13 protein-coding genes and 1 other RNA gene are annotated in these 14,148 nt (G+C 69.6%); 9 read left to right on the top strand and 5 right to left on the bottom strand.

Going from position 1 to position 14,148, the window contains the following annotated elements:
- Nucleotides 1-205: 205 nt before the first annotated feature.
- The 3 genes from CDN99_RS04810 to CDN99_RS04800 all read left to right on the top strand — a co-directional run bounded on the left by CDN99_RS04810 (nucleotide 206) and on the right by CDN99_RS04800 (nucleotide 4,351).
- Nucleotides 206-1,672, top strand: a complete 1,467-nt coding sequence (locus CDN99_RS04810; RefSeq protein ID WP_088383010.1) for a cyanophycinase — start codon at nucleotides 206-208, stop codon at nucleotides 1,670-1,672.
- A 133-nt stretch (nucleotides 1,673-1,805) separates the two neighbouring features.
- On the top strand, nucleotides 1,806-3,371 hold the full coding sequence (locus CDN99_RS04805) for a S1 family peptidase (RefSeq protein ID WP_088383008.1): 1,566 nt from the start codon (nucleotides 1,806-1,808) through the stop codon (nucleotides 3,369-3,371).
- Nucleotides 3,353-4,351, top strand: coding sequence for an FHA domain-containing protein (locus CDN99_RS04800; RefSeq protein WP_088383006.1), 999 nt, complete (start codon nucleotides 3,353-3,355; stop codon nucleotides 4,349-4,351). The genes CDN99_RS04805 and CDN99_RS04800 overlap by 19 nt, the downstream gene beginning before the upstream one ends.
- 304 nt (nucleotides 4,352-4,655) lie before the next feature.
- Here CDN99_RS04800 and CDN99_RS04795 read toward each other — a convergent pair whose 3' ends face one another.
- The 4 genes from CDN99_RS04795 to CDN99_RS04780 all read right to left on the bottom strand — a co-directional run bounded on the left by CDN99_RS04795 (nucleotide 4,656) and on the right by CDN99_RS04780 (nucleotide 8,003).
- Nucleotides 4,656-5,753 (bottom strand): acyltransferase family protein, encoded by a 1,098-nt coding sequence (locus CDN99_RS04795; protein WP_088383004.1) that lies wholly within the window; start codon nucleotides 5,751-5,753, stop codon nucleotides 4,656-4,658.
- Nucleotides 5,754-5,961: 208 nt separating this feature from the next.
- Nucleotides 5,962-6,429 carry a GNAT family N-acetyltransferase gene (locus CDN99_RS04790; RefSeq protein ID WP_088383002.1) on the bottom strand — a complete coding sequence of 156 codons (468 nt, stop codon included), beginning with the start codon at nucleotides 6,427-6,429 and terminating at the stop codon, nucleotides 5,962-5,964.
- Nucleotides 6,430-6,576: 147 nt separating this feature from the next.
- An RNA gene (gene rnpB, locus CDN99_RS04785) (RNase P RNA component class A) lies at nucleotides 6,577-6,977 on the bottom strand.
- Nucleotides 6,978-7,019: 42 nt separating this feature from the next.
- Nucleotides 7,020-8,003, bottom strand: a complete 984-nt coding sequence (locus tag CDN99_RS04780) for a Gfo/Idh/MocA family protein (RefSeq protein WP_158218757.1) — start codon at nucleotides 8,001-8,003, stop codon at nucleotides 7,020-7,022.
- A gap of 191 nt (nucleotides 8,004-8,194) precedes the next feature.
- Between CDN99_RS04780 and CDN99_RS04775 the strand changes: the two genes are divergently transcribed.
- Nucleotides 8,195-9,415 (top strand): multidrug effflux MFS transporter, encoded by a 1,221-nt coding sequence (locus CDN99_RS04775; RefSeq protein WP_088382998.1) that lies wholly within the window; start codon nucleotides 8,195-8,197, stop codon nucleotides 9,413-9,415.
- Nucleotides 9,416-9,565: 150 nt separating this feature from the next.
- Entirely contained in the window at nucleotides 9,566-10,519 is a 954-nt protein-coding gene (locus CDN99_RS04770) for a carbonic anhydrase (RefSeq protein WP_088382996.1), read from the top strand.
- A gap of 156 nt (nucleotides 10,520-10,675) precedes the next feature.
- Here CDN99_RS04770 and CDN99_RS04765 read toward each other — a convergent pair whose 3' ends face one another.
- The gene (locus tag CDN99_RS04765; RefSeq protein WP_088382994.1) at nucleotides 10,676-11,371 is read right to left on the bottom strand and encodes a TetR/AcrR family transcriptional regulator; all 696 of its coding nucleotides are present in this window, start codon (nucleotides 11,369-11,371) and stop codon (nucleotides 10,676-10,678) included.
- 192 nt (nucleotides 11,372-11,563) lie between these two features.
- On the opposite strand from CDN99_RS04765, the gene CDN99_RS04760 reads away from it, so the two are divergent.
- The 4 genes from CDN99_RS04760 (at nucleotide 11,564) to mraZ (ending at nucleotide 14,143) form a co-directional block, all read left to right on the top strand.
- Nucleotides 11,564-12,667, top strand: a complete 1,104-nt coding sequence (locus CDN99_RS04760; RefSeq protein ID WP_088383428.1) for an MBL fold metallo-hydrolase — start codon at nucleotides 11,564-11,566, stop codon at nucleotides 12,665-12,667.
- A 94-nt stretch (nucleotides 12,668-12,761) separates the two neighbouring features.
- Entirely contained in the window at nucleotides 12,762-13,067 is a 306-nt protein-coding gene (locus CDN99_RS28070) for a hypothetical protein (RefSeq protein ID WP_141100637.1), read from the top strand.
- Nucleotides 13,064-13,315: a hypothetical protein gene (locus CDN99_RS28065; RefSeq protein ID WP_141100636.1), complete on the top strand. Its 252-nt coding sequence runs from the start codon at nucleotides 13,064-13,066 to the stop codon at nucleotides 13,313-13,315. The genes CDN99_RS28070 and CDN99_RS28065 overlap by 4 nt, the downstream gene beginning before the upstream one ends.
- A 399-nt stretch (nucleotides 13,316-13,714) precedes the next feature.
- Nucleotides 13,715-14,143 (top strand): division/cell wall cluster transcriptional repressor MraZ, encoded by a 429-nt coding sequence (gene mraZ / locus CDN99_RS04755; protein WP_510632653.1) that lies wholly within the window; start codon nucleotides 13,715-13,717, stop codon nucleotides 14,141-14,143.
- Nucleotides 14,144-14,148 lie beyond the last annotated feature (5 nt).

Here is a 14,148-nt window from a genome sequence, read left to right as displayed (position 1 = left end):
TTCCTGTCCAGTCGTGCCGATACAACTGCCTGTCACCGGTGGTCACCGCATGACACCCTGCAACGGCTATCGTCGTGCGGCCCCTTGCCTTCGCGCGACGTTCACTCTCATTCCTGACGTCGACGCCTGACGTCGATACCCGACTTCAGATCCCGACGTCCATTCGTCATGCAATGCCGCTGGTCCGCGGTTCGAGGCTCCGCCGATGATCGAACGCCTGCTTCCTTTCCCGTGTCGCCGCGTGGCGGCCACGTTGTTCCTCGCGGCCATGGTGCTGCCGTCGCAGGCGGCCAATCCATCGCCCAAGGCCCAGCCGCCCGCGGTGAGGCCCGTCGCCGCGCCGGCCGTGACCGTGCCGGCCCTGGTCGCGCCGACATCCGCCGCGCCGGCCTCCGCGGCCGCCCAGGCAACACCCGGCCCCGCGGCGGATGTCCCCATCAAAGGCCACGCGATGGCCATCGGCGGTGCGCTCAAGGCCGACAACGACGAGGTCTGGAACCGGCTCATCGCGCTGGCCGGCGGCCGTGGCGCGCGCTTCGTGGTCTTCGGCACCGCGGCCGAGGATCCGGAGGCCAGCGCCAAGCAGGTCGTCGAGCAGTTGCAGCGCCGCGGCGCGATCGCCGAGGCGCTGCCCGTGGCGCCGAAGTTCTCATGGGTGGACCTCAACAAGGTCGTCCGCGATGCCGCGCTGATCGCCAAGGTCCGCGGCGCCAAGGGCATCTTCTTCACCGGCGGCTCGCAGGAGCGCATCGTCGACGTGCTGTATCCCGAAGGCCGCCCGACGCCCATGCTCGACGCCATCTGGGACGTCTACCGGCGCGGCGGCGTGGTGGCCGGCACCTCGGCCGGCGCGGCGATCATGAGCACGGTGATGTTCCGCGACGCGCCCAGCGTCATCAGCATCCTCAAGGGCAAGTGGGAGGAGGGCAAGCAGATCGACCGCGGGCTGGGTTTCGTCGGGCCCAAGCTGTTCGTCGACCAGCATTTCCTCAAGCGTGGCCGTTTCGGCCGCATGGTGCCGTTGATGCTGGCCAAGGGCTACCAGCTCGGCCTGGGCGTCGACGAGAACTCCGCCGCGGTGATCCGCGGCGACGAGGTCGAGATCGTCGGCCACAAGGGCGCGCTGCTGGTCGACCTGAGCGAGGCGTCCAGCGATCGGGCGCTCGGCGTGTTCAACCTCAAGCAGGCCAAGCTGACCTACCTCGACCACGGCGACCGCATGAACCTGGCCACCCGCGGCGTGACGCCGTCGGCGGTGAAGCTGCGCGGCCAGAAGCTGGAGCCCGGCGCACCCGACTACAAGCCGTACTACACGCTGCCGCAGTTCTACACGGACATGCTGGGGGACTCGACGATCTCGACCGCGATGTCCATCCTGATCGACAGCGTCCAGCCCGAGGTCCGCGGCCTGAGCTTCGAGGCCGCGCCCAAGGCGGGCGACTCGCTGGCCGACCTGGGGTTCCTGTTCCGGCTCTACAAGGGCCCCGGCAGCGTGGGCTGGAGCACCGACGAGCTCGGCCCCGAGGACTACACCGTGGTCAACCTTTACCTCGACGTGACGCCGGTGCGGATGCCATTGCCGCTGTTCGGTGCCTGGCCTGGCGACAAACGCCCCATCAAGGGCGCCGCGCCCGAGGAGCCGCCCGCTGGCGAGCGTCCTCAGCAGCAGTAACTGGCGGCCGACCTGCATCGATTGGCTGGGGCTTGCCTCAAAGCCGCTAGCATGCGACGTCGGGCCGGGCCCGGACGGGCCGTGTGCCCGACGCTTTCCGACTCATCTCGCCCTTCCTCGGGAGACACCAGCGTTGTCGCGAAAATTCATCACCCATGCGCGGTCCGCCGCCGGGGCGGGGCTGCTGCTGATCGCAGCGCTCGGCCTGCCGGTCGGCGCCCAGACGCGTCCCGCGTCCGGCCCCGCCGCGCCGACCCTCCAGCCGACGGCGCCCAAGCAGGCGCCGGTCCAGGCACCGACACCCGCGCCGATGCCGGCGCCCCGGCCGGGCCCGCCCGCGGTCCTGCCCGGCCTTGCTCCCGGTCTGCCGGTGCCCGGCGCGGCGGCCAGTCAGGCCCTCGCGACCGCGCCGGTCTCGGCCAGCGCCCGGCGCCTCTACGACCGCAGCCGCGCGCAGCTGCTGCAGGTCCGCACGCTCTCCAACGGCAGCCAGGCCTCGGTGGGGTCGGGCTTCGTCGTCAGCGCCGAGGGCCACGTCATCACGAACTATCACGTCGTCAGCCAGTTCGCGCTGGAGCCTGACCGCTATCGCCTGCAGTACGCGACGCCGGACGGCGAGGGCGGTGACCTGGAGTTGCTGGACTTCGATGCGCGGCGCGATCTGGCGTTGCTGCGCATCGCCGGAGGTGGCAAGGCGGCCGCGCCCCAGGGCGGGGTGTCCGCGCCGGCCGCCAATGCCGCGGCTTCCGACACCACGCGGCGCATGACCGCGGCGCCGCTGGTCTTCCGCAAGCTCGACCAGCCGCTGGCCAAGGGCGAGCGCATCTACTCGATGGGCAACCCGCACGACGTGGCCTTCGCCGTCGTCGAGGGCACCTACAACGGCCTGGTGGAGCGCAGCTTCGATCCGCTGATCTACTACTCCGGCGCCATCAACCCCGGCATGAGCGGCGGCCCGGTGCTGGACGAGGACGGCGAGATCGTCGGCATCAACGTCTCGACGATGATCTTCGCGCAGCAGATGAGCTTCCTGGTGCCGGCCGCGCACGCGGCGGCGCTGCTGGCGCGCAGCCGCGACGCCGCGCCGCTCAAGGGGGCGGCGTGGCCCAAGCTGCGCGGGCAGTTGATGGCCTACCAGGAGGAGCTGTCGCGCAACTTCCTGGCCCAGCCGTGGCGCACGCTGCCGCATCCGCGCTACCGCTTCCCGATCCCGCAGGAGCAATACATGCGCTGCTGGGGCAGCGGCACGCCGGCCGACGCGCAGGGCCTGCAGATGCAGCGTACGCAATGCCGGATGGAGCACGCGCTGTTCATCAGCGAATCGCTGCAGACCGGCTACTTCGGCGTCACGGAGGAGGTCTACGACGGCAGCAAGCTGGGCGCCGTGCGCTTCGCCAACATCTACTCGGGCAGCTTCCGCAACGAGCGCCTGGGCGGCCCCGACCGCGACCGCACCGCGCCGTACTGTCGCGAGGACTTCGTCCAGCAGAAGGACGGCCCGCCGCTGCGCGCCGTCGCCTGCCTGCGGGCCTACCGCAAGCTTGAAGGACTCTTTGACCTGACGGTGCTGGTGACCAACGTGGACTCGTCCACCGAGGGCGCGCTGGGCCGCTTCGACGCCCGCGGCGTCAGCTTCGCCAATGCCACCCGGCTGACGCGTCACTATCTGCAAGGATTCGCATGGACCACGCCGCGGTAATCGAGATCGTCGACCGGGACGGTCATTGCCGGGAAACGCACAAGGTCCGCGCCTGGCCGGTGCGCATCGGCCGCTCGCCCGAGAGCGATCTGGTGCTGTCCGACCCGCACCTGGCCGGCGCGCATGCGCTGCTGCACTGGCAGGACGACACCCCGACCCTGGAACTGCTGCCCAGCCACAACGGCGCTTGGCTGGACGGGCGCCGGCTTGCCGCCGGCTCGCGCCACGCCTGGCCGTCGGCGGCGCTGCTGCAGATCGGCGCGACGCGGCTGCGGCTGCGGACCTCGCTCGATCCGCTGCCGGCCGAGAAGCCGCTGTTGCGCCACGACGAGCCGGTGCGCCGCGACGCGCGCCCGCACTGGGCCCTGCCCGCGCTGCTGGCGGTCTGGGTGCTCATGATGCTGGCCACCAACTGGGCCGGCAGCGACGGCTCGGCCACCTGGGTCGACACCGTCAGCGCGATGCTCGCGCCCATCGGCGTGGCGCTGATCTGGGCCGCGTTGTGGGCGCTGGTCACGCAGGTGTTCCGGCACTGGTTCGCCTTCGGCGCGCACCTGTGGCGCGCGCTGGTCGCGACGGTGGCGATGCAACTGATCGGCCTGGCGCTGCCGCTGATGGCCTATGCCTTCAACCTGCCGCGACTGCTGTCGGTGGAAGCATTGACGATGCCCATCGGCGCCGCGCTGCTGCTGTGGTGGCATGCCACGGTGGTCTGGCCGCGCGCCTCGCGGCGACTGGCGGTGGGCATCGGCGCGATGGCGATCGTCGGCGTCGTGCTGACCGTTGGCCGGCGCACCGAGCAGCAGTACTGGCTAGGCCCCAACTACATGGCCACCCTGGCGCCGCCCGTGCTGCGCATCGCCACGCCCAAGCCGGTCGACAGCTTCATCGACGGCATGCAGTCGCTCGAAGCTCCGCTGCTGAAGCAGGCCGAGAAACGCAACGAGCAGTCCGGCGGCAGCGGCGACAACGACGAGTAGTTCCCGTCCCAGCCCCAAGCCCCAAGCCCCAAGCCCCAAGCCCTCGGACCTTCGACCTTCGACGGGTCCAGGTCCGATGCGTATCGGCAGGCCTCGCTGCCTGATTCGGCCAGGTTGATCGCATGCACGCAGTCCATGACTGTGGCTGGGGCCGGAATGGGGCGAGGGGGTCCAGGAGGGAGCCCCCTCGCCCCGTGGAGAGCCCGCGCCTGGCGTCGCGAGGTCCAGGGAGTTCGCGCCGGCGCCGCGAGGATGAGGGAGCCCGCGCCTGGCGCCGCGAAGTCGAAGGAGGGGGCAGGCCTGCTCAAGCCGCGGCGTTGGGCACGGCCACCGCCCGCGGCGTCCGCCGCCGACGCAACCTGGCGACCATGGGCAGCTCGATCCACCGCCCGATCAACCAGCAGCCCCCCACGGCTGCGACCACCGCGATCACGAACACCGCCACCTGTGGCAGCGCGTGATACACCCCGGCCTTGACCAGCAGCGTCAACGTGATGTTGATCAAGAGGCAGTGTCCCAGGTACAGCGAATAGGACACCGCCCCCAACTGCACCAGCGGCGCCGGCACCCGCACCGGTCGGCGTTGTTCCATCGCGACCAGGGTGCCCAGCACCGCCGCCGAAGCCAGTCCCAGCGCGACGCGTCCGCCGAACCCGTGAGCGGCCTGCGGCCCCAGCCGTTCATACGCCACGGCCGCGACCAGCGCACCGATCACCACCGGCCATTGCCAGCGCATCGCCGGCAGCGCCACGCGCCGCGCCAGCAATCCGGTCGCGACCCCCAACAGGAATTGCAGGCAATGCGGATCGCCCAGGCGCAGCGGCAGCACGCCCGGCAGCGCGCCGAAGGCCTGGGCCACCACCAGCGCCGCCCACAGGCCGTAGAGCGCCAGTCCGGCGCGCAGATGCAGCAGCAGCACGCAGAAGCTCAGGTAGAACAGCACCTCGTACTGCAGCGACCACGCGACGCCGACGTACTCCGGCGCGTTGCCGCCGATCCAGAGCAGCAGCGTGCCGGGGATGTCGTCGGCGCCCAGTTCCGACACCGGGTGCCGGCCGCTCAACAGCCGCGCCAGCATCGACGGGCCCGCGCTCATCGCCAGCACCGTCCAGTAGATCGGGAAGACGCGCACGAAGCGTTTCCACAGGTAGCCAGGGCAACGCGAGGCGCCACCGCCCAGGTCCGCGTGGTGGACGTAGGTGATGATGAAACCGCTCAGCACGAAGAAGAAATCGACGCCGACATAACCGAAGTCGAAGATCCCACCGAGCGCCACCTCGCCCGAGAACTGCGGCACCCGCATCAGGTGCGTCGTGTGCATCAGCACCACCGCCAGCGCGGCGAACGCGCGGGCGGCCTCGATCGAGGCGAGCCTGGGGGTGTGAAGGGACGAGCGGGACATCGGGCAGACTCCGGGGCGCGCCGGGCAAGCGCCCGCGCGGAAGCACGTCTCGATGGTGCGACGTCGTGACGGTAAGGCCGCTCGACCCGCATGAGACTCCCCCGGACAAGGGAACCTGAGCAGGGGACAGGCGCATCGGCGCGATGCGCGTAGGCATCGCAGGCGTGGCGCGCCGCCGACCTCCGGCCGGCTTCGGGGGAGGGCCCGATCAGTCCGCCGTCAGACGCTTTTCCATGAAAACGGACAGCGGATCCTCGGCATAGCGCCCGAACGGCGAGCGGCGGTCGTAACCCAGCGTTTCGTAAAGCTTCAGCGCCTCGGGCTGGTGCACGCCCGTCTCCAGGCGCACCAGGTCGATGCCCTGCGCCCGGAGGTGGGCCTCCAGCTCCTCCATCAGGACCTTGGACAGCCCGCGTCCCCTGAACTGTGGCTGAACGAACACCCGCTTGATCTCGCCATACGGGCCGTCGTCATCGTCGACGACCTTCACCGCGCCGCACGCCGCCAACCACTCCGCGAGCCACACGCCGATGAAGCGCACCTGCGGCTGGGCGAGCGAGTGAGGGTCTTCGAGGTGGTTGCTCTCGCTGGGATAGAGGGCCGCCATGTACGCGTCCGACTGCGCCAGCAGGGACATCGCGGCGGGGCTGTGGGGGTCTAGGGCCTGGATCTGCATGCCGTCACGGTAGCAACCGATGTGCCTGTGACGCTGCAAGCGTTTGCAAGCGAACGTTGGCCGAAGGGGTTTCGGCGCCGATGGGCGCGGGGTTTGCCGCGGCGCGGCCCGCGTACGTCGCACGGCATGAGCGGCGTTCCGAAAATAGTGTGAAGCAAGCCGATAGGCCGGATTCTGTGCGCCGGTCTTCCTTTCGGATCGCCCGCGTGACCGCCATTCCTCTGGGCCGGGCATCGCTGCCCGGCTCGGTGCCACCTACCCGCCAACTCTGCGAGCCGCATCGACGTTGGCCTACTTGGTGTTGCTGCGCGTAGAGATTGCCCGTTTCACCCGAACCAGGCTTTGCCTGGTTCGGGAGGCTGTCCGGCTCGGGGCTTTCGCCCCGTCCGAACAGAACACCCGTCCCAGACCTGGTCCGACTCGTCTCTGTTGCTCTGATCCTCGGCTTTCGCCGGGCAGCCGTTAGCTGCTACGCCGCTCTATGCAGTCCGGACCTTCCTCCAGTGCCGTGTTTCCACGATCGCACCAGCGGCGGTCTGGCTTGCTTCACGGGGGCGGAGTTTAGCCCAGCCGTCCCCGCGCGCCGGCTGTCACTCCTGGCCGGCCAGCAGCGCCTCGATGGTGAGCTGCACCGCGAGCGCCTCGCCGAAACCGGGCAGGCTGTGCGAGTGTCCCTCCAGCATCGCCGACCAGTGATGGAGCTGATCGGTCATGCCGTTCATGCGCAGCGTCTCGGCGTCGCCCAGGCTCTGCACCCGTTCGCCCTGACGCTGCTGCGTCACGCCGAACCAGTCGCGCAATTCGATCTCGCCCTCGGCGGCACGCCAGAGCATGCGGTTGTCGTCGGCCCGGTCGCCGCCGATCCCGGCGCTGATGCGCACCGGCACGCCGCCCGCGTGGAGCTCCGCGTCCAGCGAGATCTCCGAGCCGATGCCGTCGTCCGGATAAACGACGTGGCTGCGCATGACGACCGCCGGCCCCAGCACGCGCTGCAGCACGAAGACGAAGTGCGACAGCACCTCGCGGGAGAAGCCGCCCTCGGCGCGTTGCGACAGCCACGCGCCGGCGCCGGACTGCCACGGCCGCGGCCAGGCCGCGAAACGCAGTTCGATGGCGACATCCTTGAGCATGCCCAGCGGCCGGCGCGATGCCGCGCCGAACGCCAGTTGCAGCGAGGCCAGCCCCATCGACGACGCCAGCGAGTAGTTCACCGCCGCGCGGCGACGCTCCTTCTCGATGCGGGCGATGCAGGCGCGGCCGGCCTCGAAGTCGGTCGTCAGCGGCTTCTCGCAGAGCACCGCCAGGCCGGCGTCGAAGGCCTTTCCGGCCAGCGCGATGTGGGGGCCGGGCGGGGTGGCGATGTACAGGCCGTGCAGTCCGGGCTCGCGGATCAGCGCGTCGGCGCTGGCGGCGGCGCGCAGCAGCGGATAGTGGGTCAGCGCCTGGGCCAGCACTTCCGGGTTCTCGTCCCACACGCGGGTCACCCGCAGACGCGCATGGCCGGCCAGACGGGCCAGCATCCGCTGCCCCATCACGCCCAGTCCCACCACGCCAATGCTCAATACGCCAGGCACCGCCGTTGCTCCTCGCCCGCAAAAGGTTCGCAGTGTAGGGGCCCCCGCTACACTGCCGATCGCCGCTCCGGTCCGCGCTCGGCGCAGGGGCGACATGCGCACGCAATCGTCGTTCCAGGGCTGTCGCGTGCCGCTCCCGGCCCTCCCCACGCGGCATCGCCGCGGCCCTTCGTTCGCATCGAACCGCACCCATGAACCCCGAAGCCAGTCAACTGTGGCGCGCGCCGCGCTGGGCCCTTGCCATCCTGCTGGCCGCGCTGGCCACGGTGGGTCCGTTCTCGATCGACACCTACATCCCGGCCTTCGCCGGCATCGCGCAGGCGCTGGACGCCACGCCGATCGAGATGCAGCAGACGCTGTCGGGTTACCTGCTGGGCTTCGCGGTGATGAACCTGTTCCACGGCGCGTTGTCGGACAGCTTCGGCCGGCGCCCGGTGGTGCTGTGGGGCATGGCGGTGTTCTCACTGGCGTCGATGGGTTGCGCGCTGTCCGGCAGCATCGGCCAACTGGTGTTCTGGCGCACGGTGCAGGGCCTGTCGGCCGGCGCCGGCGTGGTGGTGTCGCGGGCGATCATCCGCGACATGTTCCCGCCGTCGGAGGCGCAGCGGGTGATGTCGCAGGTGACGATCTTCTTCGGCCTCGCGCCGGCGATCGCGCCGATGATCGGCGGCTTCCTGTTCGTGCATGCCGACTGGCATTCGATCTTCTGGTTCCTGGTCGTCGTCGGCGCGGCGCTGTTCGTCATGACCTGGCGCCTGCTGCCCGAGACGCTGCATCACGAGCACAAGCAACCCTTCCACGCCGGCCCGCTGATGCGCGGCTACGGCAGCCTGGTCGGCAGCCGCCGCTTCCTGCTGCTGGCGCTGGCCAGCGGCATTCCGTTCAACGGCATGTTCCTGTATGTGCTGTCGGCGCCGGTGTTCCTGGGCGAGCACCTGGGCCTGGCGCCGACGCAGTTCTTCTGGTTCTTCCTGTTCAGCATCGGCGGGATCATGGGCGGCGCCTGGCTCAGCGGCCGCCTGGCCGGCAAGATCACGCCGCGCAAGCAGATCCGGCGCGGCTTCCTGATCATGGGGTTCACCTCGATCGCCAACATCGCCTGCAACCTGACGCTGCCGCACAGCCCGGTCTGGGCCTTCCCGCTGATCAGCGCCTTCGCCTTCGGCTGGGCGTTGATGGTGCCGGTGGTGACGCTGCTGGTGCTGGACCAGGCGCCGGAGCGCCGCGGCATGGCCTCGTCCCTGCAGGCCTGCATCGGCAGCGCCGCCAACGGCCTGGTGGCCGGCGTGCTGGTGCCGCTGGTGATGCATTCGATGCTGTCGCTGGCCATCACCTCGGCGGCCATGATGTGCATCGGGCTGGTGGCCTGGACCTGGGTCAAACGCGAGATCGACGTCCCGCCCGCCGCTTGACCCGTCCGACCCGCCTGGAGAACTCGACCCGGAACGATCGCACTAGCGAACCTTCGCCGCGCCGCGCGGGCCTCAAGAAGGCCGTGCCCGCTCCGAAATAAGGGAGGCGCCCCGGCGCCTCGTCGTTGTTCGCCGTTCCCGGAGCTTTCCATGTCCCATCCCTTTGGCCGCGCCTTGCCGGCCGTCCTGTCCCTGCTCGCGCTCGGCGCGGGCCTGTCCTTGCCCGCGCGCGCCGCCGACGCTCCGGCGCCCGCCAGGACCGAAGCCTCGCCGGAGCAACTCCGCGACCGCCTGGCCGACCGCCTGAAGGACGATTCCTCCACGCTGAAGGTGACCCCGCCGCCGCGTGACGTGAAGACGGCCAACCCCGTCGACCTGCGCGCCCGCAAGGCCGCCAAGCCGGCCGCCGCCGCGTCCGCGGCCAAGACCGCCATTCCCTGGTCCTACGCCGGGGAGGGCGCGCCGGACCGCTGGGGCCAGCTCCAGCCCGAGTTCCGCCAATGCGCGATCGGTACCCGGCAGAGCCCGATCGACCTGCGCGACACGATCAAGGTCGACCAGGAAAAGATCCAGTTCGACTACCACGCCAGCAATTTCTCGGTCGTCGACAACGGCCACACGATCCAGGTCAACGTCGCGCCTGGCAACGCGATCCAGATCATGGGCCGTCGTTATGAGCTGGCGCAGTTCCACTTCCACCGGCCCAGCGAGGAACGCATCAACGGCCGCCAGTACGACATGGTCGCCCACCTGGTCCACAAGGACGCCGACGGCCGCCTGGCGGTGATCGCGGTGCTGCTGGAGCGGGGGCAGGACCAGGCGCTGATCCAGACCGTCTGGAACTACCTGCCGCTGGAACGCGGCGACACCTACGAGGCGCCGGTGCAGATCGACCTGACGCAGCTGCTGCCCAAGGACCGCGCCTACTTCTCCTACATGGGCTCGCTGACGGTCCCGCCCTGTACGGAGGGGGTGTTGTGGATGGTCTTCCGCCAGCCCGTGCCGGTGTCGACGCAGCAGATCTCCGTGTTCTCGCGGCTGTACCCGATGAACGCGCGCCCGCTGCAGGCGCAGTCGGGCCGGCTGATCAAGGAATCCAACTGACCCCGCCGCCCCGGGGGACCGGGGCGCGCAGGCCGATCAACTGAGCCGCGGGGCGGGCATGCGCCCGCCGCCGCTTGGGCCGGGCCGGTGACCTCGCGTCGCGGCCCGGCTTTTTCTTGTCGAAAGCTCCGGGCGCGAAGGCGGGGCGGGGGCGGCTCAGGACCGCGGCTCGGTGCCGTGGAAAGCCAGGAACATGTCCGCCGCCGAGTCGGCGACCTGCCGCTGCTGCGCCGCGTCCAGCGGCGGCTGGCCCATCGTGATCTGCGGCCAGAACGCGAAACCCTTGACCAGCGCCTGCAACTGCGCCGCGGCGAAGGCCGGATCGCCCGCCTTGAGCCGGCCGTCGGCGATCGCGGCGCGGATCCAGACCGTCAGGCCTTCCTCGCGCCCGCCCAGCCGGCACAGCATGTCCCGCGCGCGCTGCGGCGCATGGATGGCCTCGGCGATCAGCACCCGCGCCAGGTCCAGGAACTGCGGATCGTCCGACATCGCCAGCTTCTGCTCGATCAGCGTCAGCAACTGCTCGCGCAGCGGCCGGTCGGGGCGATAGGCCAGCTTGACCTGCGATTCGGTGGCGACCCAGAGACGCTCCAGGATCGCGTCGAACAGCGCGTCTTTGCCGTCGAAGTGGTTGTAGACGGTGCGCTTGGAAACCTGCGCGCGGGCTGCGATGCGGTCCATGTTGGCGACCTCGAAGCCGTGCTCGCGGAACTCCGCGATCGCGCCGTCGACGATCGCCTGGCGCTTGCGGTCGGTCAGCCGGGTGCGATCGACGGCGTCGCCGGGCGCGGCGGCATCGTCGTCGGGCGGGAGCGAGGCGGGCAGGGCGCTGGCGGAGACGTCGGAAGTCATGGTTGGCAATGTTACACCGGGCAGTTTACTTTTTCGATCCGGATGTCTACACTCCGTCGAAACTACACCGTGTAGTGCAAGTTTTAGCCTCCGGCCTCATCGATGAAACCGATCCGCCGTCGACCTGTCCTTCCGCTCATCCTGATCGCGCTGTCCGGCGTGGTTGCTGTTCTGATCCTGGGAGTCCTCGCCATGTCCGCTTCCCGTAGGGTGTCCTCGTCCGCTTCCTCCGCCGTCGGCGCGCAGTCGTCCGTCGAGCAATCGCCGCAATGGGCCGACGGCAAGTTCCACAACCCCGCCGCGGAGCCCGAGCAGGGCTTCTGGAAGACGGCCGGCATCATGTGGGACTTCCTGTTCCACAAGCCCGCCGGCACCGCGCCGGATCGGCCGGTGGCGGTGCAGACGCTGACGCGTGCCCAGTTGCTCGCCGCGCCGGACCGGACGCTGTTCCGCCTGGGCCACTCGACGGTGCTGCTCAAGCTGCGCGGCCGCTTCTGGTTGACGGACCCGGTGTTCTCGGAGCGCGCCTCGCCGTTCCAGTGGATGGGCCCGAAGCGTTTCCACGCGCCCCCGATTGCCCTCGACGAGTTGCCCGAGATCGAGGCGGTGATCCTGTCCCACGACCATTACGACCACCTCGATCACGCCACCGTGCTGGCGCTCGCACCCAAGGTGCGCCACTTCGTGACGCCGCTGGGCGTGGGTCAGCGCCTGATCGACTGGGGCGTGCCGGCGGCCAAGGTGCGGCAGTTCGACTGGTGGCAGGGCACGTCCATCGCCGGCCTGCAGCTGACGGCCACCCCGGCGCAGCATTTCTCGGGCCGCGGCCTGAGCGACCGCAACTCGACGCTGTGGGCGTCGTGGGTGCTGGTCGACGACGACCTGCGCGTCTTTTTCAGCGGCGACACGGGCTACTTCGATGGCTTCAAGACCATCGGCGAGCGCCTCGGCCCGTTCGACCTGACGCTGATGGAGACCGGCGCCTACGACCCGCGCTGGCCCTACGTCCACATGCAGCCGGAGCAGACCATGCAGGCCCATGTCGACCTGCGCGGCAAGCGCCTGCTGCCCATCCACAACGGCACCTTCGACCTGGCGATGCACCGCTGGCAGGACCCGTTCGAGCGCATCGCGGCGCTGGCCCGGCTGCGCAATGTCGACCTGGCCACGCCGGTGATCGGCGCGCCGTTGGCGATCGAGAACCCCGGGGCGACGCCGCAGTGGTGGCAAGGCGAGGCGACGTCCGAGCCGAAACAGCCCTCGACATCGGCGGCGCCCGCCATATCTGCCCGATAAACGATGTATCGGCTCGATTGATGGGCCGATATTGGCGTATCGGCTCCACGTTGGCACTTGATTGCATAAATCGGCTCATGATGAGAGCTGATTCATGCCCCGCAACGACCGCCTGACCCCCGATGGCCTGCTACAGGGCCTGATCGCGCTATCCATCCCCGGCGCCGAGCCCGTCTCGTCCTCCCAGCTCGCGACGGTCGTGGGCAGCAGCCTTCCGGCGGTCGAGCGGTTGCTGCCGGGATTGATCGCCGAAGGTCGCGTGGAGGTGAACCGGCAAGGCCCGCGCCACGCGGTACCGGCCGGGCTCGACGTCGGTCCCCCCGCGCCGCCTACGCGCGTTCCGTCGCGAAGCCGCGGTGGAGCGCGCGAAGCCTGGTCCTTCGCGAGCGCTTGTTCATGACCGTCACGGCGCGCAAGCCGGTGACCTATCGCCGCTCGTTCGTCGACGACTACCAGCCCCATGCGTCGAGCCTGCTGCCCCGCGAGCTCGCCGAGGAGCTGGCTGAACTTGGCCGCCTGCCTTGGCAATTGCCCGCCCGTCGAGGTGGCCCAATTCATCAAGAACCCGGACGCGCCGAAGTTCGCCGAGATGCTGGGGGCGACGCTGGGATCTTCTCGAGCTCTACAACTGCGCGCGATTTCGTGTGACTCGCAAGACCTGCAGGAGTGGATCGATGCGGGGCGGCCTCGTTAGGCATCGACAGAGCTTGCGGCGCCCGCATGGGGACGCTCGGCGCGGCCATCAACTCCGGCTTCGCAGCGTCGGCGTGATGCCCGAGGCTGATTCGGTTTCGCTGCTTCCTTGCCATCCGTGGCGCCCCTGTCCCAGTTTCTGGTGGGTTACCACGCACCATTTTGTTGATCCATCACTTGCACAGCAGTTCTTAAGTCCTTCATTTAGAAGGACTTTTATTTTGCGCAATTGCTTTCAAAGCCTGGCTAAGTAGTTGATTTGATTGGGAAAAACGCCAATTTTCCTTGACCGTGCAGCGGCTCGCCATTAAAGTGGGAGAAAGTGCAATTCGGTGGGGCAAAGTGGCGAATGTCGTGTTTCAGGGGGCGAGTGCCTTGGCGTTGGACGCCAAGGGGCGCTTGACCGTCCCTGCGCGGCATCGCGAGGTCCTGCAGGCGCTGTGCGCCGGCCAGTTGACGCTGACCAAGCACCCGGAGGGTTGCCTGATGGTGTTCCCCCGTCCCGCCTGGGAGCAGTTCCGCGATCGCGTCGCCGCGCTGCCGATGTCCGCCGCGGGCTGGAAGCGCGTCTTCCTCGGCAATGCGCAGGACGTCGAGGTCGACGCCGCCGCCCGCGTGCTGGTCGCGCCTGAACTGCGCGCCGCCGCCGCCCTGCAGAAAGACGTGATGCTGCTCGGCATGGGCAGCCACTTCGAGCTGTGGGACGCCCAGGCTTATGCCGCCCACGAGGCCGCCGTCATGCAGTCCGAGCTGCCTGACGCGCTCAAGGACTTCAGTTTCTGAGCCCG

The sequence above is a fragment of the Roseateles aquatilis genome (assembly GCF_002205645.1).
GTDB lineage: Bacteria > Pseudomonadota > Gammaproteobacteria > Burkholderiales > Burkholderiaceae_C > Roseateles > Roseateles aquatilis.
The sequence above is the reverse complement of the archived record's forward strand: the minus strand, read 5'-3'. Positions and strand labels throughout refer to the sequence as shown.